This window comes from Sphingomonas sp., from assembly GCF_031361285.1.
Classification (GTDB): Bacteria; Pseudomonadota; Alphaproteobacteria; order Sphingomonadales; family Sphingomonadaceae; genus Sphingomicrobium.
In genome coordinates this window covers 1-18,478 of the sequence record NZ_JANMCO010000173.1, presented here as the reverse complement: position 1 = coordinate 18,478, position 18,478 = coordinate 1, and the positions used below count along the sequence as shown (strand labels likewise).

The 18,478-nt window shown below is 62.7% G+C and carries 20 protein-coding genes and 1 tRNA gene; 7 read left to right on the top strand and 14 right to left on the bottom strand.

Annotated features, from left to right (window positions below):
- Nucleotides 1–14: 14 nt before the first annotated feature.
- From RMO25_RS13490 to folK, 7 genes are all read right to left on the bottom strand, one after another.
- Complete coding sequence (locus tag RMO25_RS13490) at nucleotides 15–1,118, bottom strand: glycosyltransferase family A protein (protein WP_309663119.1); 1,104 nt, start codon at nucleotides 1,116–1,118, stop codon at nucleotides 15–17.
- A gap of 69 nt (nucleotides 1,119–1,187) precedes the next feature.
- The gene (locus RMO25_RS13485) at nucleotides 1,188–2,966 is read right to left on the bottom strand and encodes a sulfotransferase domain-containing protein (RefSeq protein ID WP_309663118.1); all 1,779 of its coding nucleotides are present in this window, start codon (nucleotides 2,964–2,966) and stop codon (nucleotides 1,188–1,190) included.
- A complete protein-coding gene (locus tag RMO25_RS13480) occupies nucleotides 2,953–4,752 on the bottom strand; it encodes a glycosyltransferase (protein WP_309663117.1) in 1,800 nt (599 codons plus the stop codon). The genes RMO25_RS13485 and RMO25_RS13480 overlap by 14 nt, the downstream gene beginning before the upstream one ends.
- The gene (locus RMO25_RS13475) at nucleotides 4,727–5,554 is read right to left on the bottom strand and encodes an FkbM family methyltransferase (RefSeq protein WP_309663116.1); all 828 of its coding nucleotides are present in this window, start codon (nucleotides 5,552–5,554) and stop codon (nucleotides 4,727–4,729) included. Before RMO25_RS13475 ends, RMO25_RS13480 begins: the two co-directional genes overlap by 26 nt.
- Nucleotides 5,551–7,269, bottom strand: coding sequence for an ABC transporter ATP-binding protein (locus RMO25_RS13470; RefSeq protein WP_309663115.1), 1,719 nt, complete (start codon nucleotides 7,267–7,269; stop codon nucleotides 5,551–5,553). Before RMO25_RS13470 ends, RMO25_RS13475 begins: the two co-directional genes overlap by 4 nt.
- A gap of 94 nt (nucleotides 7,270–7,363) precedes the next feature.
- A tRNA-Lys gene (locus RMO25_RS13465) sits at nucleotides 7,364–7,439 on the bottom strand.
- Nucleotides 7,440–7,462: 23 nt separating this feature from the next.
- Nucleotides 7,463–7,945 carry a 2-amino-4-hydroxy-6-hydroxymethyldihydropteridine diphosphokinase gene (gene folK, locus RMO25_RS13460; RefSeq protein ID WP_309663114.1) on the bottom strand — a complete coding sequence of 161 codons (483 nt, stop codon included), beginning with the start codon at nucleotides 7,943–7,945 and terminating at the stop codon, nucleotides 7,463–7,465.
- A gap of 91 nt (nucleotides 7,946–8,036) precedes the next feature.
- On the opposite strand from folK, the gene RMO25_RS13455 reads away from it, so the two are divergent.
- On the top strand, nucleotides 8,037–8,711 hold the full coding sequence (locus RMO25_RS13455) for a uracil-DNA glycosylase (protein ID WP_309663113.1): 675 nt from the start codon (nucleotides 8,037–8,039) through the stop codon (nucleotides 8,709–8,711).
- Between the two features lie 56 nt (nucleotides 8,712–8,767).
- Entirely contained in the window at nucleotides 8,768–9,265 is a 498-nt protein-coding gene (locus tag RMO25_RS13450; protein ID WP_309663112.1) for an ester cyclase, read from the top strand.
- Between the two features lie 3 nt (nucleotides 9,266–9,268).
- On the opposite strand, the gene aguB is transcribed toward RMO25_RS13450, so the two are convergent.
- Nucleotides 9,269–10,117 carry an N-carbamoylputrescine amidase gene (gene aguB, locus RMO25_RS13445; protein ID WP_309663111.1) on the bottom strand — a complete coding sequence of 283 codons (849 nt, stop codon included), beginning with the start codon at nucleotides 10,115–10,117 and terminating at the stop codon, nucleotides 9,269–9,271.
- Nucleotides 10,118–10,217: 100 nt separating this feature from the next.
- Nucleotides 10,218–11,192, bottom strand: a complete 975-nt coding sequence (locus tag RMO25_RS13440; protein WP_309663110.1) for an agmatine deiminase family protein — start codon at nucleotides 11,190–11,192, stop codon at nucleotides 10,218–10,220.
- 98 nt (nucleotides 11,193–11,290) lie between these two features.
- Between RMO25_RS13440 and RMO25_RS13435 the strand changes: the two genes are divergently transcribed.
- Nucleotides 11,291–13,267 (top strand): S9 family peptidase, encoded by a 1,977-nt coding sequence (locus RMO25_RS13435; protein ID WP_309663109.1) that lies wholly within the window; start codon nucleotides 11,291–11,293, stop codon nucleotides 13,265–13,267.
- A 57-nt stretch (nucleotides 13,268–13,324) separates the two neighbouring features.
- On the opposite strand, the gene rpsD is transcribed toward RMO25_RS13435, so the two are convergent.
- Together rpsD and RMO25_RS13425 are read right to left on the bottom strand one after the other, a co-directional pair.
- Entirely contained in the window at nucleotides 13,325–13,939 is a 615-nt protein-coding gene (rpsD, locus tag RMO25_RS13430; protein ID WP_309663108.1) for a 30S ribosomal protein S4, read from the bottom strand.
- A gap of 186 nt (nucleotides 13,940–14,125) precedes the next feature.
- On the bottom strand, nucleotides 14,126–14,374 hold the full coding sequence (locus tag RMO25_RS13425) for a hypothetical protein (protein WP_309663107.1): 249 nt from the start codon (nucleotides 14,372–14,374) through the stop codon (nucleotides 14,126–14,128).
- A 187-nt stretch (nucleotides 14,375–14,561) separates the two neighbouring features.
- Between RMO25_RS13425 and RMO25_RS13420 the strand changes: the two genes are divergently transcribed.
- Nucleotides 14,562–14,891 (top strand): hypothetical protein, encoded by a 330-nt coding sequence (locus RMO25_RS13420; RefSeq protein WP_309663106.1) that lies wholly within the window; start codon nucleotides 14,562–14,564, stop codon nucleotides 14,889–14,891.
- A 166-nt stretch (nucleotides 14,892–15,057) separates the two neighbouring features.
- On the opposite strand, the gene RMO25_RS13415 is transcribed toward RMO25_RS13420, so the two are convergent.
- The gene (locus tag RMO25_RS13415; RefSeq protein WP_309663105.1) at nucleotides 15,058–15,756 is read right to left on the bottom strand and encodes an RNA methyltransferase; all 699 of its coding nucleotides are present in this window, start codon (nucleotides 15,754–15,756) and stop codon (nucleotides 15,058–15,060) included.
- Between the two features lie 156 nt (nucleotides 15,757–15,912).
- Between RMO25_RS13415 and RMO25_RS13410 the strand changes: the two genes are divergently transcribed.
- A complete protein-coding gene (locus tag RMO25_RS13410) occupies nucleotides 15,913–16,302 on the top strand; it encodes a hypothetical protein (RefSeq protein ID WP_309663104.1) in 390 nt (129 codons plus the stop codon).
- A gap of 153 nt (nucleotides 16,303–16,455) precedes the next feature.
- Here RMO25_RS13410 and RMO25_RS13405 read toward each other — a convergent pair whose 3' ends face one another.
- The gene (locus RMO25_RS13405; protein ID WP_309663103.1) at nucleotides 16,456–16,725 is read right to left on the bottom strand and encodes a hypothetical protein; all 270 of its coding nucleotides are present in this window, start codon (nucleotides 16,723–16,725) and stop codon (nucleotides 16,456–16,458) included.
- On the opposite strand from RMO25_RS13405, the gene RMO25_RS13400 reads away from it, so the two are divergent.
- Nucleotides 16,712–16,876: a hypothetical protein gene (locus tag RMO25_RS13400; RefSeq protein ID WP_309663102.1), complete on the top strand. Its 165-nt coding sequence runs from the start codon at nucleotides 16,712–16,714 to the stop codon at nucleotides 16,874–16,876. The two genes, RMO25_RS13405 and RMO25_RS13400, sit on opposite strands and share 14 nt — an antisense overlap.
- Before the next feature lie 209 nt (nucleotides 16,877–17,085).
- On the opposite strand, the gene RMO25_RS13395 is transcribed toward RMO25_RS13400, so the two are convergent.
- Entirely contained in the window at nucleotides 17,086–17,406 is a 321-nt protein-coding gene (locus RMO25_RS13395) for a hypothetical protein (RefSeq protein WP_309663101.1), read from the bottom strand.
- A 373-nt stretch (nucleotides 17,407–17,779) separates the two neighbouring features.
- Between RMO25_RS13395 and RMO25_RS13390 the strand changes: the two genes are divergently transcribed.
- Nucleotides 17,780–18,478, top strand: a 699-nt coding sequence (locus tag RMO25_RS13390) for a glycosyltransferase (RefSeq protein ID WP_309663100.1), incomplete at its 3' end; no start/stop codon positions are given.

The following is an 18,478-nucleotide window of genomic DNA, read 5'->3' as shown; positions in this document are numbered from 1 at the left end:
ATCAAATCGCCGGCCTATTTCAAGGTCCGCCGGCTGGTTGGCGACAGTGCTTCGGCTGGCTCGACCGCGTAGGCGGCGTCGAATGCTTTGCGCGTACGCCCCGGCTGGGACGATAAGGCAGGTATTGGTCTGTGGCTCCGCAGCATGGGCCATAATACCGGTCCATCGATGCGCATTACGAGCCTTGTTCGAAGCTTTCGTCCAAGCAGGAGCAGTCGGATAAAAGCGCGCAGCGAACGAGGTTCCACCGTCCCCCAAGCCGTCCACACGAGCGCGGTGAGCGAACGGCGATCGAATCCAAGTTCACCCCGAGACAATAAGCGCTTGAACAGACGCGGCCTTCCGCCCGCCCAAAGCACGATCGAGCCAAGAGAAACGAATACCTGGGGACTGACCTTACGGTCGTCCTTCAGGCTCGAGCGGAGGAGGTCGTCATAGGTCAGGCCTTGGTCGAGACGCGTCCGCGCCCGATACATCAGATCCACAGCGCGCTCGACGCGTTGCTGCTCGGATGACAGGCGATTGCTGATCCCGGCTTGTCGAACTTGATACACGGAGTAGGGCAAGACCATGATTTTCGTGACCGCCGCCATGCGCAGGATAAGGTCGTTATCCTCCCAGAATTCACATTCCTCGCGATAGCCGCCGACCTGGTCGAAGACTTCGCGTCGATAGGTCAGTGGCCCATTGCCGAATGGCGGGACGGAGGCCGGCTGCCGCACGCGCCACAGCTCGGGCCCTCTGACAATGCGGCCGTTGGCGTCGATGATGTCGAATAGACCTCCAACCACCCCAACGGCGGGATATCGATCCAGTACCGCAAGCTGATCGGCGAGACGTTGTGGAAATGAAATGTCGTCCGCGTCCATGCGCGCGACGATTGGGGCGGAGGCGGCGCGCGCTACCCGTTCGGAGCTTCGCGCCGGGCCTAAATTTCGATCCTCATGCAACAGCCGAATGCGAGCATCTCGAGAGGCCCAATGGTGCAAACGCTGGGTCGAGCCATCGGTGGAGGCATCGTCCAAAATGACGAATTCGAAATCGCTGAATGTTTGGCTAAGAATGCTTTCCACCGCCGCATCGAGGTACGGCAGTGCGTTGTGGACAGGCATGATCACGCTGACCCTGGGGGTCGAGGTTACAAACATCTGTGATTCAGCACTATAGCTACAAAAGGTAGAACTAATTCAGAAGTCGGATTGAGTCGATGCCATTCCAGTTCTCCATTGGCTTGACGGCGGCTGGGCGCGCCGGAGGCGCTCGTTCAGCAGCTGGTTATCCTCGGCATAATAGCGCTTGATCTGGTTACGTAGCTCGGGGCTGATCTCGGTCCTATATCCGGGCGCCGACAAGAATCCGGCCGTTCTCACTGCTCGGTCAATTCGTCGGCCGAGCGAGAGCTTCCTCATCTGGCGCGCAACGCGTCGGACAAAGGTCGGCGGGCGAATAATGAACCGCGCCAGCTTCCTCGACCGGTAGGTCATCCCCGGGTTGATCGGCGGGAATGCGGTGCGCCCGTCGTCGTCTAGCGCGAGGAAATTGAGGATCGCAAGATAAGTGGCGCGGGGATCGGCGATCCAGTCGCTGAACCAGATCACCCGCAACTGATCCGCCGGGAAAGCGGCCAGATATCGTTCAACCTGTTCGCGGAAGCGGCCCATCGCCGCATAATCAAGCGTCCGGGGTTCGAGACAGGTGGTTGGAATGGTGGACGGCGGGCGTTGGCCAGATAGCCTCCACACAGTCTCTAAATCCTCAATCTCCTCGGCGAATTCGCGGAGGAACTGATTGTGCAGCGACGGCAAAAAATCTTCCTGCTCGCGCAGGAAAATGAGGATTTTGGACGCGGGGTCGTGGTTGTGGATTGCCCCAGCGGCAGCCGCCGAAAAGAGGTACATGGCCGACGCTTCACCGATGACCCTGGCGTTGCCACTCTCCGCAAACAACTCCGCATAATCCGCCTCGGTGCGCGTCAGCTGGAAGTTTGGCAGGTCGAGTGCGAAAAAGCATTGGTCCTTGTGGGCGGGGAAAAAGATGTCCGGGTGCGCGCCGAGATATTCGGCCCAGGCCGTGGTCCCGCACTTGGGCGCGCCAACGATGAACAGGTTGGGCAGACGCGGTGGGGCGTGAGCTGGCTTCATCGGTCTACGCGTCTTGTTCGATCGGTACCGCGCCGGCAGTGCCCAGGGGACGGTTGCGGCCAGGGCCCATTTGATCGACTTGCGGGCAATTCTCGCCAGCCCGCTCGGCCCAGTCCTGACGATCCGCCCCGGCGCCGTTGCGATGCGCCGACCGACGTGGCGCGATCGCGAAACGAGGTCGGGTGCGAGCGGCGTCGATCGCGACAACGCGTAGACGCTGCGGTTCATTGGAAAGGCAGCGAGCCCCGCAGCCGCGCCGATGGCGGCGAGATCGTCGAAATCGAAACTCCAGCGCGGGTTGCTGTCGGCCGGAACCCACCCGAGCCCCAGGCGGTCGGTGACGATCTGCCCGCCCGGTGCCAGCTTCTTCAGATAGAATTCAAACAGGTCGGCAAGATGCCGAACGCAGCAGCACGGGCTTGTTGGGTTGTTGTCGAGAATGAAGTCGAACGGCCCTTCGACCACGTCGTCCTGGCCCGAGTATTTGTTGTGGACGACGAAGCGATAGTTCGGCAGCCCAAGCGCGCGCGCCACCTTCATTTCGGGTTCGTCGATGGTCGTCCCGACGATGGCCTTGACCCGCGCGTGAAATCGCTTGGCGAAGCCCGAATTGCCGATCCCGACATGGAGGATGCGCGCCTGCCGCAGGTCGTAGCGGTCGATATAGCGTTCCATCCTCGCCTGGTCGGGCGTCGTCGCTTTGTCGGACCAGTCGCGGAGGTCCTCGCTGTAGATCACACCGGGGTCGTGCCGATTGCCGCAATCGATTAGCAGCTCCTGGAACCGCGATCGATGCAATTCGCGCCAGGCCTTAGTCAGCGTCACGGCCACGGCTCCCAATCTTACGGACCTTGTTTGCGATTCCCTGGCGCAGCCACACCAGCTTAGCGAACAGGCGCGGCGCCTGAATTTTCATCCCGAACCGCCAGCCGCGATCTGACGCCAGGATGATAACTCTCGGAAGGGCAAACAGGTCGCTGTCGCGTTTGACCCAATCGGCGCGGCAACCGAAGGCCGCGCAATAGCCGGCTTTCCGCACCGCCTCGTTGCTGCTCTCGTCGTTGAACCCGAACGGGTAGGCGAAAAATCGCGGCCGCGGCAGGCCCGAGGCGACGAGATCGTTGGCGGAGTTGGCCACTTCATCCACCTGCTCCGTTCCGTCGAGCAACGGCATCTCACGATGCGTGCGCGAGTGTGAACCGACTTCGATACCCATGGCCGCAAGGTTGATGCGTTCGTCCGCGGACAGCAGGCGGATGGTTTGCGCGCCGTAGGCTTGGTCCCATTCGTTGGTGCCCGATGCCGAACCCGTGACGACGAAAGCCAGCGCCTCGATCCCGCGCGGTCGCAACACGTCCCGCGCCAGGTCGACCAGGTCGCCATAGCCATCGTCGAAGGTCAGCAGGACCGGGCGACGCGGCAGCGGCGCATTTGCGTCGATGTAAGCGGCGAGATGCGCTGGCGTGATGAAGGTGAATCCGCGCCGAGTGAGCCAATCCAGCTGTTTCGCAAAAAGCCCCGGTGGCACGCCATAAGGCGCCAGGACAGGATCGTCGGATTGATCCTCGATCGCGTGATAGCACAGGACCAGAAGCTGGTCGGAAAACGGCAGCCAATTGCTGGTGCGCAGCGCCGACCAATAAGCCAGCGAGCGCGCGCCCGAAAAGAAGCGGGCGATGATTCGGTTTGACCGGAACGGCGTCTTGAGCGCGACATCGGCGACCCATACGGCCAATCGGGCAATCATCTCCGGCAGCATTGGCACGCGGGCCAGCGGCCGATAGACGAAGCGCGCGAGGGGCCGCGATAGCCCCTTCCTCTCGAACAGCTCTCTTGCGAGTTGCGGGTGCTTGCGAACGAAGTGGAGATCGGCCGCAACCGCACGGCGGGCCCGCTCCATGAACTGACTCGGTGTCACCACATAATATTGGTGGCTGATCGCTGCCGGGTTGTGGCGAACGTCGTATCGCGCGAGCAGCCTGACGCCGAAATCGGCGTCCTCGTTGCCGAAGGCTGCCGCGCTCGTGAAAGCTGTGTCGAACCCCTCGAGCGCCTCGAATACCGCGCGGCGCACCGAGAGTTGCCCGCTGAACACGTCGAACGGGGAGAGCGGCGACTTGACGCTGGTCGATGCGATCCACCGCGCGACGCTCTCCGGCAGGAAGCCGGCGGGGGAGGCCGGGTGAATCGGGGTGTCGCCGATGACCGCGTCCGCTCCATCCCGATGCAGTCGGGCGTGCTCGTCGAGGAGTTTGGGCTCGGCGATCATGTCGTCGTCGAGAAACAGGATGATGTCGTTCACGGCGACCGCCGCACCGCGATTGCGGGCACTGGCGGCGCCGCCGCGAACTTGCTCCACGATCGTCAAGGGCAATGGGCAATCGATGGCGTCAAGGGCCTGCGCCGTGCCGTCGGTCGATCCGTCGACCACGACGATGATCTCGACCGGTCCGGCATAGTCGATCTCGCCCAGGGCGCGGACCGCGTCGCTCACCACATCCCGCCGCTGGAATGTCGGAATGACGATCGATACCGACGGACTGAGTGGCAGGGCGCGCTTCGCGTCGACTTGCCGCGATCCGCGGCTATACGACGGTCGAGTGCTTTGCATGAAGATCGTACCAGCCAAGGTTCGGATACCTGCCGCTTAAGCGATGAATGATCGCGGTGTAATAAAGGTAGAGTCGCAATCGTCGATAGAGCAGCACCTGGACCCATTTGTTCCGGATCAGGCGACGGAATGCCGTCAGCGCCTCGTCCCTCGTCAGCCAGTCACCGCTGCTTTCCTCGCCAAACAGGCCGCTCTCGCCGTTGTCGAAACGATAGGGCACATAGCGACCCGCCGATGCCGGGGCAGGCGGCGTCTGCTCGGGGACCGCCCGTTGGTCGATGATCTTGAATCGGTCGTAGCCGAGTTCTGCCAGGGCTTCGAAGTCTGCTTTGACGGCGGCGAAGGTCGGGTTGCGGGAAAAACTGGTTTCCATCGATAAGTACTGCGGGCGGCTCGGGCTTGTGACCAGCGATTGCAGGGCCGTCCGATCCATGCCCTCGATGTCGATCTTCATGTAAAAGGCGTCGCCATTATCCCGAACGAGCTCGGCAAGCGTAATCGCCTCGACCGCAATCGCCTCGGATGGGACTCCGCGTGCCGCATTATCCTCGTTCCATTGGCTGACCACGGTGCTCCAGCCGGACCTGGCGCTGCGATAGAAGGTCACTTGTCCGGGCGCGGGCGCGATTGCCCGGTTGACGATGGTCAGCTGTCCGGTCGCGGTGAATTCGCGCAAGTGCTCGGCGGCGGCATGGCACAGCACCGGGTCCGCCTCGACCGCGACCACCCGAAAGCCCTTGAGGAGATAGAATTTGCTGTCTTCTCCTTCGTGCATGCCGATATCATAGATGAGGTCGGTCATCCGTCCGCACGGCCGGCCATGCTGCGGAAGTAAGCCAGGTCGGACAGCGGCCCGGCTTCGACGATTTTGCCGTCGTGGAGGACGATGCCGTGCTGGCAGGCGGCGATGGTTGTCTTGCGATGACTGATAATCAGCAGGGTTTGGAAATGGCGATGTTCGGTCGCTAGTTTGACAATCTCCATGTCGGACAGGGCATCGACCGCGTTGGTCGCTTCGTCGAAGATCAACAGATCCGGGTTGAGCAGCAATGCCCGGGCGACCCCGATGCGCTGCCGCTGGCCACCCGACAGGTTGAGACCCTGCGAGCCGACCGGCGTATCGAAGCCCTGGGGCAAAGCGGCGATGAAGGTCTCCGCGCCAGCCGCGCGGGCGACCGCTTCGATTTCGGCGGCGGTGGCTTCGGGCCGGCCGTAAGCGATGTTTTCGGCAACGGTGCCGTTGACCAGGTCGCTGTCCTGGCCGGCCACCGCGATCCGTCGCCGCCAGCTGGCGGAATCAATCGGTCCGATGGGCGCATCGCCGAGACGGATTTCGCCCGCTTGCGGCTCGATCAGCCGGCACAGCAAATTGACCAGGGTCGTCTTGCCCGATCCGGACTTACCCAACAGCGCCGTGGTGGCGCCCGGCGCGATCGTCAGCGTGGCTTGGTCGAGCGCGCGGGTGCCGTTGGGATAAGCAAAACTGACATTGTCGAACGCGATCGGGCGGTCCAGTCGCAGGTCGTGGTCCGGCGCCGCCGCGGCCGGCACATCCTGCGACAGCAGCCAGTCAACTTCGCGCATCGACCCTTCGTATGCGGCAATCCCGATCCGCGCCCGGCTGATGGTTTTCGCATGCGGCTGAGCCCGGGTCAGCAGCAACAGGAAAGCGGTGATCGCCGGAACCGTCATCCCGCTCCAAAACCCGACCAGCAGCAGGGTCAGGAACACCAGGGCAATCAAGGCATCCACCGTCGGATTGACGATGGCGTTGACGTAACTCGTCGCCCGCAGGCTCTGCCACAGGCGCTCGATCGCGTCCGCCGCGCGCTGCTGTTCGCGTCGTTGCTGGCCGAACAGGCGAATGGTGCGAGGTGCCTGGAGCAGCGTCAAATGGCGTTGCCAGAGAAGCTGGCTGCTCGCCGTAAATTCATGGCTAAACCGCCGCTGTCGCCGCTCGAACAGATAGACCGTTCCCAGAACGACGGCGGCGCCGACGAGTACGAGCAAGAACAGCTTGAGATTGAGCAGCGCTAGCAGAACGCTAAAGACGACGAGGGCCGTCACGGCGGGGATCACCGCCAGCGCGGCAGCTGCTGCCTCGATGACGAACCAGCTGTCCGTCGACACGATCCGGGTGAGCCGCGCGGTGTCCTGCGCGAGGAAAAATGGGTAATCGACGGACAACAGGCTTTTGGCCAGGCCGTTGCGAAGATCCCGTCCGATGCGCGCTTTGAGGGATACCAGCAGGCAGTCATTGGCGGCCTGGACGACATTCTTCAGCAAGATCAGGCCAATGATCGCGGCGCCGAACAGGATGGTGCGTTGCTGGAGACTGACGCCGCTGAACAATGTCGCCGCTGCCCGCAATGGCCCGGGCATGTTCGTGGACGCCGTTTCGTCCAGCATCAGCGCCAGCAGCGGGACCAGCAAGCCAATGCCGGCGCCCTCGAGCAGGCTCGCCAGCAGGCCTAAACCCGCCACCAATGGCACGAACGGCAGAATCCGGCGGCGCATGTCGGCCAGCGGCGATTCCCGACGACCTCCGGCGCGCCGCAGCATACGTACACTCTCCACTTCGCGGTCCGCGAGCGACCGCCTCAACGCAAACTGGTGAGCCCTGCTGGATTCGAACCAGCGACCTACTGATTAAAAGTCAGTTGCTCTACCAACTGAGCTAAGGGCCCACACATTGTGACGCTTGCGCCGGTTAGCCGCGTGGCGCGCGGCGGGCAAGGCGATGGGCGAGATGGCGGGCGGCTAGCGCGCCCCGCACCGGCCAGTTGGGAGCGATGGCGGCCAACGGCCCGAGGACGAAGCTGCGTTTCTCGAGCGAGGGGTGGGGGACGGTGAGGCGGCGCGAGCGCCATTGGCCGCCGCTCCACGCGACGAGGTCGAGATCGAGGACTCGGCACCCCCAGCGCCGCCCGCCACGCCGGCCATATTCGCGTTCGATGGCCTTCAATTCGCCGAGCATCGCCGGCGGTTCGAGGTCGCTTTCAACCAGCGCGACTGCGTTGGCGAACTCGCGTCCGGCGCCGCCGTGGGCCGGATTGAGGACGATCGGCGAAGCGTCGAACAGGCCGAAGTCTTGGTCCAGCCGCGCGATCGCCGCTTCGACCACGCCCGCGGGGCGGCCAAAGCGGCCGTGCCGACGGTTGGAACCGATGCCAATGGCGTAGAGGTGGGTCACACGGCTCCCCTGTCATTGCGAGCGTAGCGAAGCAATCCAGCGGCGGAAGGACTGGATTGCTTCGGCGCTTCGCTTCTCGCAATGACAGGGGATGCTACAACCCGCCGACCTATCGCCGATCCCGCAGGCCGAAGCGCCGCGCGATTGTCCCTTGTGTCCGCGGCTGGTGCGGTTCCGCCTCGACTGCCGCGCCGAGCATCCCGACTGGTGGAACGCGCCAGTGCCGGCATTCGGCGACCCCCAGGCGTGGCTGGCCATCGTCGGCCTTGCCCCCGGCAAGCACGGGGCCAACCGCACCGGCCGCCCGTTCACCGGCGATTATGCCGGCGAGCTACTTTACGCGACGCTGGCAAAATTTGGTCTGTCCGAAGGCGATTATGGCGCCGACCCGGCGGACGGGCTGCGGTTGAAGGGCGCGATCATCCTCAACGCGGTCAAATGCCTGCCGCCAGGGAACAAGCCGCTGCCGGTAGAGGAAACCAACTGCCGCCCGTTCCTGATGGAAGCGATCGCCAACCTGCCCAATCTCACCACTTTCATCGCGCTGGGCAAAATCGCCCACGACAGCCTGTGCCGAAGCTTCGCCGTGCCGCTCGCCAAAGCCAGGTTCGCGCACGGCGCGGAGCATCCACTGCCCGGCGGGCTGCGCCTGATCGATAGCTACCACTGCTCGCGCTACAACCAGAACACGCGGCGGCTGGATGCAGCGATGTTCGAAAGCGTGTTCGAGCGGGCTTTTGACATATTGCGAACCAGCGCCGCTTAAAGTTGAAATTACAGTCTTAGCCATCGGTGCGCGCGAGTTTGGATGGGGAAGTGCAGATGAAACCTTTGCTCAAGTCGCTATTCTTGATGATTGCCATGGTGTTTGCGTCCGCCAGTCAGGCACGGGTTTCGGCCACCGGCGCGCAACTGCCGTCCAGCCCGGTTTCGGATCCGTGCCTGGTTAGTCCGGAGGCGAACAAACGAATTGCCCAGCACTATCTGCGGATCTGGCAGACTGGGGCGCTCGATGAGCTTGGCGAAGTCATTGGCCCGGGCTATATCGGCCACGCGGCCTCCGGCGATCGGGACCTGAACGGACTGCGGCAGCGCATTGCTGCATTCAGGCTGGCCTACCCCGCAATGCAATTCTCAATCGAGGATCAAGTTGCCGTGGGCGACCGCGTCGTAACCCGGATGATCGCGCGCGGGGTTTCTAGCGAATCAGGCGCAGTTGTGCAGTTGCTGGGACTGAATATCAGTCGCTTTCAGGGCGATCGCATCGTCGAGGAATGGCCGGTTTGGGAAAGGCTGTCCGCGCCAAAGCCCGACAAGTAAGCTCTAGACGTCCTCCACCAGTCGTCCGTAGAGCTCCGGCCTCCTATCGCGGAAGAAACCGAACGCGGCGCGGTGTTTTTTGGCGGCGGCAAGGTCGAGCGTCGCGACCAGCACGCCTGTCTCCTCGGCACCGAATTCGGCCAGCATGTCGCCCCGCTCGTCACAAATAAAACTGTGGCCGTAGAAGCGCTGGCCGCCTTCGGTGCCGATGCGGTTGGCGGCGACGATCGGGACGACGTTCGAGACCGCATGGCCGATCATCGCCCGCCGCCATAGCCGCGACGTATCGAGGTCGGGGTCGTGCGGCTCGGTGCCGATCGCGGTCGGGTAGAACAGCACTTCGGCGCCCATCAGCATCATCGCCCGCGCGGTTTCCGGATACCATTGGTCCCAGCAAATCCCGACGCCCAACGTGGTGCCAGCACTAGGCCAGACCTTGAAGCCGGTGTTGCCGGGGCGGAAATAGAATTTTTCCTGATAACCGGGGCCGTCAGGGATGTGGCTTTTGCGATAGACGCCGGCGACCTGGCCGTCGGGGCCGACCATGGCGAGGCTGTTGTAAAAATGCGGGCCGTCGGCTTCGAAGAAACTGGTCGGGATCCAAATCTTGAGCTCGGCGGCGAGCGTTTGCATCGCCAGCACCGACGGGTGCTCGGCGGTCGCCCGCGCGCCGGCAAACTGCGTTTCGTTTTCGGTGCGGCAGAAATAGGGGCCTTCGAACAGTTCGGGGGGCAGCACGACCTGCGCGCCCTTGGCCGCGGCCTCGCGCACCAGATCGGACACCGCGCGGATGTTGGCGTCGATGTCGTCGCCAAAAGCGAGCTGCAGCGCGGCGACGGTGAGCTTGGTCATGGGCGCATGCTCTTATCCGTCATTGCGAGCGAAGCGAAGCAATCCAGTTTCTTTGTTTGCGCTGGATTGCCGCGTCGCCCGTGGCTCCTCGCAATGACGATCACGCCGGCACTTGCTGGCTGATGCAATGGAAGCTGCCGCCGCCGGTGAGGATATGTTCGGCGCGCAGGCCGACGGCTTTGCGGTCGGGGAATAGGGCCTGGACCACGGTCACCGCGCCGCGGTCGTTGGCGGCGCCATATTGCGGCACTACGACCACCGCATTGCCGATGTAGAAATTCATGTAGCTCGCTGGAATAAGCGCTCCGCCGCGCTCGATCCGGCCGGGCGAGGGCAGATTGACGATGTCGAGCCTGGCGGCGCGTAGGCGCTTGGCGGCGTCACGGTAGACGTCCGCGTTGGGGTCGTCCTGGGCCGGGGTCGGGATCGCGACGCGGCCGGGGGCGACGAACCGGGCGAGATTGTCGATGTGGCCGTCGGTATGGTCATTGGCCAGCCCCTCGCCGAGCCAGACCACGCGCTCAAAGCCGAGGTTGCGCTCCAGCCGCTGCTCGACGTCCTCGCGCGATAGAGCTGGATTGCGATTGGGGTTGAGCAGACATTGTTCGGTGGTCAGCACGGTGCCGCTGCCGTCCTGGTCGATCGCGCCGCCCTCGAGCACCCAGTCGGCCTTCGCATAATTTAGGCCGGCCGCGGTGGCGAGCCGTTCGCCGATGTCCTCGTCGCCCGCGAGCGCATATTTGCCGCCCCAGCCGTTGAAGCCAAAGCCGGCGGCGCGGCGCTGTTTGCCCGAGCCAGTAACTATCGGCCCGGTGTCGCGCAGCCAGATGTCGCCGAACGGTTCGACGATCACCTTAGCGAACGGGGCAAGGTCACGCGCCGCCGCCGCCGCCTCGTCATGCGCCGCGACCAGCCACACGGCTTCGCCCTGGCCACCGGCGTGGACCGCCGCCGCAAACGCCGCGACTTCGCGTTGGGCGTCGCTCAAATCTTCCAGCCACAGCTCGGGATCGCTCGGAAAACCGATCCACACCGCTGCGTGCGGGCCCCATTCGGGGGGTGGTGGCTGGACCATGTCGGCGCGCCTATCAGCCGCGTGAAGCCGCGCCAAGCGTGCTTGTAATTGGCTGAAAGGGCTGCAATTTGTCCGGGCCGGATTCGGAAGGGGGAAAATTGCTCAAATCGATGATGTGCGCTGGCGCGGCCGCCGCGCTCGCGCTGATGGCCTGCCACGCTTCGGCGCAATCGACATCGCTGGCGACCGACGCCGCCGATTTCGGCGCGCGGGAGGCCGCGCAAAACATGGATTTGTCACCCGACGGCAACCACATCGTCTATGTTGGGCCGGGTCCAGGCCGGGCGTCGATCGTGCTGGTTGGCGACCTTACAACCGGGGATGCCAAGCCGGTCATCAGATCAACCGCCGACCCCGAGGCGTTTAGCTGGTGCGCCTTTGCTGGCAATGACCGGCTGGTTTGCCGATATTTTGCCGTTGTTGCCGACGCCGGTCACTTGCTCGGATTTGGCCGTTTGATCGCGCTTGGCAATGATGGCTCGAACGTCAAGGCGCTGGGTCAGCGTAGCTCCGCTTTTGACGCCCGGATTCGTCAGTTTGACGGGACCGTGATCGACTGGCTGCCCGCCAACAACGGGTCGGTCATGATGACCCGAGATTTCGTCCCTGAAGAAGGCAAGATGGACACCAATATCGTCCGGAGCGCCGATGGACTGGGCGTCGTCATAATCGACACGCGCAGCTTGAAGGCGGACATTATCGAACGCCCCAATAAGACCGCCGGCGGCTTTATGAGCGACGGCAACGGGCATGTCCGGATCATGATCGTCCCGGAAGTCACCCGCGGAGAAAGTGTGACGGCGCGGGTCCGCTATCAATATCGGACGGCCAACTCGCGGGATTGGCAAATGCTGGTCGATTATCAGAAGGACGACTTCGTGCCGCTGGCGATCGATAGCTCGATTGACTCGCTCTATGCGCTCAAGAAGCTCAACGGGCGTTATGCGTTGTTCCGCGTCAAATTGGACGGAAGTTTGTCGACCGAGCAGGTGGCTGCCAACTCGCAGGTTGATATCGACGATGTCGTCCGGATCGGCCGCGGCCAGCGCGTCATCGGCTACACCTATGTGGATGATCGCCGCCGGACGGTCTATTTCGACCCGACCTACGACAAGTTGGCGAAGTCGCTGTCAAAGGCGATCCCTAAACTGCCGCTCGTCGAGTTTGTGACCGCCAGTGCCGACGGTAACAAGGTCTTGCTGTTCGCCGGCAGTGACGCCGACCCCGGGCATTATTATTTGTTCGACAAATCCAAGAAATCGCTCGGCGAGGTCTTGCAGGCCCGCCCGCAACTTGCTCAGCGCACGCTCGCGACGGTCAAGTCGATCACTTATGCGGCGCCCGACGGGGCGCAAATCCCGGCCTATCTGACGCTTCCTCCTGGAAGCAGCGGCAAAAATCTTCCCGCGGTCGTCCTTCCCCACGGTGGCCCTAGCGCCCGCGACGAATGGGGCTTCGATTGGCTGGCCCAATTCCTGGCCGCTCGCGGCTATGCCGTGATCCAGCCAAACTATCGGGGATCCGCCGGTTTTGGCGATGCATGGCTGGGGGAAAAGGGCTTCAAGGCGTGGCGAACCTCGATCGGCGACGTGACCGCGGCAGCGCGGTGGCTGTCGAGCCAGGGGATCGCCGACCCCAACCGGCTGGCTATCGTTGGCTGGTCTTATGGCGGGTACGCCGCCCTACAGTCGGCGGTAACCGAGCCGACGCTTTACAAGGCCGTGGTCGCCGTTGCGCCGATCATCGATCTCGGCAAGCTTAAGCGCGATGCCAATTATTACGTCACCGACAAAATTGTTGCCGACATTGTTGGTTCGGGCCCGCATATCGACGAAGGTTCGCCACTGCGGCACGCCGCGGCCATTCAGGCGCCCGTGCTCCTGGCCCATGGCGACAAGGATAATAATGTCTTCGTTGATCACTCGCGCGACATGGCCGATGCTTTGCTCGGCGCTGGCAAACAGGTCGAATATCTCGAGTTCAAAGGGCTGTATCACAGCCTCGAAGATTCGAGCGCGCGCACGGAGTTACTGACCAAGATCGGGCAGTTGCTCGACCGGACGATCGGTCACTGACGCGAAAAGGGCGGCCCCGGAAGGCCGCCCATCATTGCTCGGAGCGATCGAAAGCGATCAGCGCGAGTAGAATTCGACCACCAGATTGGGCTCCATCCGCACCGGATAGGGCACTTCGTCGAGCTTGGGCACGCGGGTGTAGGTGACTTTCGCGGTGCCGTCCGGAACGACATAATCGGGCACGTCGCGCTCGGCCAGGCCCTGGGCCTCGATGACCAGCGCCATTTCCTGCGCCTTGGGGCCAAGCTCGATGACGTCGCCGACGTCGCAGCGCCGCGACGCAATGTTGCACTTGGTGCCGTTAACCCGGATGTGGCCGTGGCTGCACAGCTGGCGCGCGGCCCAGATGGTCGGCGCGAATTTGGCGCGATAGACGATCATGTCGAGTCGCCGCTCGAGCAGACCGATCAAATTCTGGCTGGCGTCGCCCTTCATCCGCTCGGCCTGCTGGAAGGTCTGCTTGAACTGCTTTTCGGTGACGTCGCCGTAATAGCCCTTGAGCTTCTGCTTGGCGCGCAGCTGAATGCCGAAATCGCTGACTTTGCTCTTGCGGCGCTGGCCGTGCTGGCCGGGGCCATATTCGCGGCGATTGACCGGGCTCTTGGGGCGTCCGAAGACGTTCTCGCCCATGCGGCGGTCGAGTTTATACTTGGCGGGACTGCGCTTGCTCAACGTTCATTCCAATCAGCTTGTGGTCGTCAAAGCCCGGACCGCGCCACCGATCCGAAACGATCGGCAGGACCATCACTTCACCGGGGTGTGAGGTCGATTGCAAAGGGGGCGCTTAGCCGAGACCTCGGCCAAGCGCAACCCGGTCACGGCGACCGCGGGACCAGCCTGCCTACACTGCGAGCTGCTCTACCGACCTGATGGCGGCGTCGGTATACTGCCCCGGTCGTTGATTGACCGGAGCTCTCTTTTCGTATCGTTACGAACATATTCCCATTGAGACTTGCGCAGGCACGTGCGCTTGGCTTTTATATGCGTGCCGACTTCGGACGCTTCACGGCCTTCACAAATGACGGGATCTTTGTCGGTCGTATCGGCCGGCGTCGTCTGCGGGGAGGCGGCCGCAACTGCCGCAAGCACATTCAAAATCATGAACATTGAAGACACCCTTTCGAATCCGGTCACTCCGACGATGCCACAATTCGATCGATTTTAAAATTGATAGCGCTGGACGCGTTTCTCGCCGAGGCTGTGACAAGGCAATTCATCGCTGGCGAGGAGGAGAGGCCAGAGCCTTAACACGCCCCTGATCGCTTTGACCTCTCGGCTCGACGAGCCAGCCTTGGTGAAGATTATCCGCAAGGTGGTTTGGATCGCCGCAATGCGCTCGGCGGGCTGGAATGCGGCGGCGAGAGTCCTAATGCGCTCTCGGTACGGCAAGCGCATTCTTCTCATTTTCCGTCATAGCTCTGTCAGCCTGAAGTCGCTGATTTTCGCTCTGCATATTGCGCTGGGCTCTCTCCTCATCAATCTTCCACTCCGTCGCCGGGCGACAAATGCGCCCCCCGCCGACGCGGCTGCCGGTTGGAGCATCGAAGATTTTGCATATCTTCTTATCAGCCTTCTGAGGTTTGCCTTTGACGACGATGTCAGGGCCATCCTGCCCATAGGCTGATGAAGCCAGTCCTGGAGTGACTACCGCGAGGATAAGACTTACAAAAACCGGACGCATGTCGACAATTCCTTAAGCCAAAACGCCATCACGAAAACTATATTTTTGTGCACGGGGTGGGGGCAACTCGCTTTTCCCATCCGTTGATCGAAATAGTCTATGCCCTGATTTAACGCGACAAACTTCGAATGATGCCACGAATCGCTTTCACTTCGCGCGACGACCAGCCGGTCTTGGTGAAGATGGTGCGCAAGGTGTTCTTGGTCGCCTGGGTCCGCGCCGGCGGATGGAAATAGCCTTTGGAGTCCAACGCCAGGTTGAGTTGATCGATCAGGCCTTCGAGGTCGCTTTGCGGGGCCGGCGCTTCCAGTTCCCTGGCGGGGGGTTGGGCGAGAACGCTTCGCTTCGACCATTCGTAAGCCAAAAGGATCACGGCTTGGGCAAGGTTTAGCGATGCGAATGCGGGGTTGATCGGCACGGTGACGATCGCTTTGGCGAGCGCGACCTCTTCGGTTTCGAGGCCCGCGCGCTCTGGGCCAAACAAGATGGCTGATCGCCCGGCGGGCGTGGTCAGCTCATCGGCCATTTCCTCGGGTGTATAAACGGGCAGCATGAGGTCGCGGCGGCGCACCGTGGACGCATAAACCCGCGAACAGTCGGCGACGGCGTCAGCGACGGTCGAAAACACGCGAGTTTGTTCAAGAACAATGTCGGCACCGCTGGCCGACGGGCCGGCATCCGGGTTAGGCCAGCCGTCGCGCGGGGCGACCTGGCGCAGCTCGGTCAAGCCGAAATTGAGCATGGCGCGCGCTGCCTTGCCGATGTTCTGCCCAAGCTGGGGGCGAACCAGCACGATTATCGGGGCCAAGCCGGGGGCAGGTTCAGACGCCATCGTTACCCCCGCAACACAGGTTTTGAATGATCGTAAGGCGTTGCAACCTTAGCGCACACAATCGGTTATGCATTGCGTCTCGCACATGTGCCAAATTAAGCATATGGTTCTGGTTCGAACGAGGAGGAAAGTATGAGAAAAGGCGTTGTTGCAGGTCTGTTCTATGGTGCGGTTCTCCTCGGTACGCCGTTGACGGCTGCTTACGCGCAGTGGACTCCGGGGTCCGAACTCGTTGGCCAATCGGTCCAGGTCGAAACCAATGGCATCGTCAACACGGTCTATTTCGACCCTGCCGGCGCCGCCAGGATTGTCACTCCAGCGGGCGCCGTCGTGCAAGGCACGTGGGCCGCAGCCGGCGGTCAGCTGTGCTTGCAAACCTCGACCGGCCGTGAATGTTGGCCATATTCGACCGCCTTCCAGGCGGGACAGCAGGTAACGCTGACCAGCAGCTGCCAGGTGGCGTCGCGTTGGACGCCCTTGTCGACCAACCCGGTCCAGGCGAAGGGCGGCGAGCGCGGCTAGCGATCGTCACAGAACGCGAGTTTCAACGGAAATGGCCGCAGTCTCTGCGGCCATTTCTTTGTGCGCTAAGCCTGGGCGGCGGTCATCCGACAAGCAAATGGCCGCAGATGCGGCCATTTGTCCGGCTAACCCGGAGTTGCCAAAGTCGAGCCCTTAGGCCGGGCTAGTGGTCTTCTTCTTGTGCAGCAGGAAGTAAAGGCCGGCGGCGGCGGCGACCGCAACCAGCCCGAGCAGCAACGGCGAAATGCCGAAGCCCTCGCTGGCTAGCGGCGCCACGGGTGGCGGCGCGACCGGCGGTGGCGGCAGCGCTTCGGAGACGGGGATCGGCGCCGCAGCCGGGTCGACGGCCGGCAGCACACAACCCTGGCCCGCGGCCTGTGCGGCGGCTGCCCCAGCAGCAGCGGCGGCGGTGGCGCCACACAATGCGACGCGCGAAGCGTCGGATGCCAGTGCGCTCAACGCGACCATTGGGCTGATTGCCGAAGACTGTACGGTGGGGGTCGATGCGGCCAAAGCCCCGGTCGAGCTTGTGATCATCGCCAATGCGACCAGCGCGCCGGAGAACTTCCTGTAATTACTGGCCAAGTGCATCGAACGCCTCCTGTACTAACGCGACTGCGGCGCCGTAGCCGAAACCGAGCACCATGTTAAGGGCAAACCTGCTCGCCGACAATGCGTCAGAATGTCAGAGGTTCCTTTGGGGCTCAGTAAGCGTGCTCGCAGTCAAAAATAAGGGCCGCACATACCGCGGCCCTTAAGTTCCTGTCCTTGGTTATCGGGGTCTTACGCCGGGCTTTGGGGGAAGATGATGCGGAAATTATCGTTACCGCGGAACACCAGAAAATACAGCCCGACGGCGGCAACTACGCCGGCCAGAGCCAGCAGCAACGGCGAGACGGACGCGCCGCCAACCGGTGCGTACGACTCCGTCGTAGCCGGCTCTGACTGGACCACCGCCGCGGCCATGGCCGCGGTGCCGCCCGGCAAGATGCAACCCTGGCCCGCACCCTGCGCTACAGCCGCGGAGCCGCACAGCGCGGATGCCGAGGCGCCGGAGCCAAGCGCGCTCAGGGCGACAAACGGGCTGACGGCCGTCTGGGGCACAGGTGAGGCGGCGATCGCACCGGTGGAGCTAATGCACAAAGCCAGCGCCGAAAGAGCGCCTGCGAACGTCTTGGAATTACAGCCCAATTGCATTGAACGCCTCCTTTACGCCTGGTCACAACCCTTGGCCTATTCAGCAAAGCTGTTAAGGCCACACTATCGGAAATGCACAACGATGACAGAGGTTTCCGCTATTTGGGTGAAGATGCGAAATAAATCAGAAGCGGCACAAATACAACAGTGAAGGCTAACGCCCTTCTCCAATGCTCGGAGCGGCAATTTTGATAGTAAGCGAAACCGTTTCGGAAGGATAACGAGTGCCGCAACTTGAAATAATGGTATCATTGACTGTCGGCACTCCGACACTGGCGCCGTGATTCACCGCCCTTCTCAAGCGGGACATGCCCGCCAACCGGTGGTCGTGCTGGCGGTCAATTCTCTGTGGAACATCCTGAATTTTCGGATGGGGTTGATCGGCGCGCTTCAACAGGAGGGATACCGGATCGTGGTCGTCTCGCCGGCCGGGGACGGGGCCGAACTGCTTGCAAGCCGAGGGGTTTCCGTTCGGCCAATTCGAATGAGCGCGCGCGGAACGTCGCCGTTTGCCGATGCCAGGCTATTGGTCGATTTTTATCGAGCCTTGCGCGAGATACGGCCAGACGCGTTGCTGGCGTTCACCGCCAAGCCCAACATCTATGGCTCCCTGGCTGCTCGCGCCCTCGGCATCCCCGCGCTCAACAATGTGGCCGGCCTCGGCAGTGCCTTTACGCGTCAGACATGGCTGACTCGGCTGATGATGAACCTCTACAAACTCGCGCTGAAGAAATCTCACGTCGTCTTCCTTCAAAACCCGGATGACCGGGCGCTGTTTGTCGGTGGCGGCATCGTCACGGAGCAGCAAGCTGGTCTGCTGCCAGGATCGGGCGTGGATCTGGACCGCTTCAGGCCGGTCGAGGAGGCGGCGGGTCGTGCCGCGCCGTTCAGCTTCTTGCTGCCCGCGAGGCTGCTGTGGGCCAAAGGTCTGGCGGAGTATGTCGAGGCGGCTCGACGCATCCGCGCCGACGGCGGCGGC

Bases quoted from the DNA above. Each gene is read 5' to 3' on its own strand.
- RMO25_RS13480 (WP_309663117.1), bottom strand. From the start codon at position 4,752: ATGCAAAGCACTCGACCGTCGTATAGCCGCGGATCGCGGCAAGTCGAC.
- RMO25_RS13475 (WP_309663116.1), bottom strand. From the start codon at position 5,554: ATGACCGACCTCATCTATGATATCGGCATGCACGAAGGAGAAGACAGC.
- RMO25_RS13470 (WP_309663115.1), bottom strand. From the start codon at position 7,269: ATGCGCCGCCGGATTCTGCCGTTCGTGCCATTGGTGGCGGGTTTAGGC.
- RMO25_RS13455 (WP_309663113.1), top strand. From the start codon at position 8,037: ATGCTACAACCCGCCGACCTATCGCCGATCCCGCAGGCCGAAGCGCCG.
- RMO25_RS13450 (WP_309663112.1), top strand. From the start codon at position 8,768: ATGAAACCTTTGCTCAAGTCGCTATTCTTGATGATTGCCATGGTGTTT.
- aguB (WP_309663111.1), bottom strand. From the start codon at position 10,117: ATGACCAAGCTCACCGTCGCCGCGCTGCAGCTCGCTTTTGGCGACGAC.
- RMO25_RS13440 (WP_309663110.1), bottom strand. From the start codon at position 11,192: ATGGTCCAGCCACCACCCCCCGAATGGGGCCCGCACGCAGCGGTGTGG.
- RMO25_RS13425 (WP_309663107.1), bottom strand. From the start codon at position 14,374: ATGTTCATGATTTTGAATGTGCTTGCGGCAGTTGCGGCCGCCTCCCCG.
- RMO25_RS13410 (WP_309663104.1), top strand. From the start codon at position 15,913: ATGAGAAAAGGCGTTGTTGCAGGTCTGTTCTATGGTGCGGTTCTCCTC.